2 protein-coding genes are annotated in these 1,174 nt (G+C 66.4%); both read right to left on the bottom strand.

What is annotated here, in order from left to right; translation table 11 throughout:
- Positions 1-217: 217 nt before the first annotated feature.
- Positions 218-811, bottom strand: coding sequence for a hypothetical protein (locus tag AC07DW_RS32445; protein WP_478861233.1), 594 nt, complete (start codon positions 809-811; stop codon positions 218-220).
- A gap of 143 nt (positions 812-954) precedes the next feature.
- A partial coding sequence (locus AC07DW_RS32450; RefSeq protein WP_478861234.1) for a hypothetical protein occupies positions 955-1,174 on the bottom strand: 220 nt, incomplete at its 5' end.

Below are 1,174 nucleotides of genomic sequence, written 5' to 3' on the forward strand. Positions count from 1 at the left end.
AGGGAGGTCCTCTGGAAGTGGGGGGGGAGGGAACCAAAAAAGGCACCCCAACCACGGGGTCTACCCTAGGGGTCATGCACCTGGTGGTAAAACGGCCCCCTGCGGTGCGGTGCCAGAGCCGATTGACGATGACGCGCGGCGGGCTTCTGGTGGTCCCCGCCGGGGTAGGGAATAGCTTGCGGTGAAAGTACCGTGTCGCCACGGTGACACGGCGCCGCTACGACTTCCCGTGGGCTTTCAGCCATGCAGCGAGTTCATCCGCATGCGCCTCCAGGAACTCCCTGGCGAACTCGCGGGCATCGGCGGGCCTGCGCCCCATCTCCTCGTAGAGCTCTGCGAGACGGTCGACGGCCGCCTCCGGGTTACTGGGCAGCCGGGGCGCCTCCGTCCAGGCGAACGCCTCTTGGAAAGCGGGCAGCGCGCGAGCGTCCAGGTGATAGGCATAGGTCTTGGACCAGCCCTCCTTGCCCGCGGTGGTAGAAGTCAGCGGATTGCCGACACTGGCTGGCCACACCCCCTGCCGTACCAGGGAGCTGACGATACGGCTGATGGAAGTGGTGGCGCCATTGAGTCGGCCCTCGCCGCGCTGATCACGGAAGTGGGCACCAAGCGCGCGGCCGTCGCCGTCGGTGGCGAGCTTCAACAGGTGAGCGGCATCGGGGGTGACGAGCTCGATAAGGCGGGCCGCGGCCTCGACGGTCAGGTACGGCTCGGTGGTGTCGAGAGTGACGTTTCCGGTCGACTGAGCGGCGGCCAGCGCCAGCCACTCGGGGGACGGATTGTCGACGTACAGGGTGAGGCGTGTTGTCACAGCATCCCTCTCACAGAACTGGCCCAGAAGTGAACTTGAAATGGGCCGATAACGCTGAGCGTACCGGCACCCTCCCCCACCTTCTACGTCAGTTCTGCCGAACCGGCGGTGTGAGGGCCATTGGCTAAGGGCTCGCGCGAGAACTACGCGGTGATGTCCGAGAAGTCCCCTGCCGGCTTGTGATAGGCCCGCAGGGTGCTGACTGAGGATGAGATCGCTTCGCGGTTTACCAGGATCCGGCCGTTTTTGGACGAGCGGCAGCGGCGGTTGTGGCTGGGGTCGGAGGCGGCTGAGCTGGGTGTTTCCGGTGTCGCGATCGTGGCGCGGGCTGCGGGGGTGGATCCGAAGACGGTGCGGCGGGGC

It is taken from the genome of Streptomyces sp. NPDC045701 (assembly GCF_056432045.1).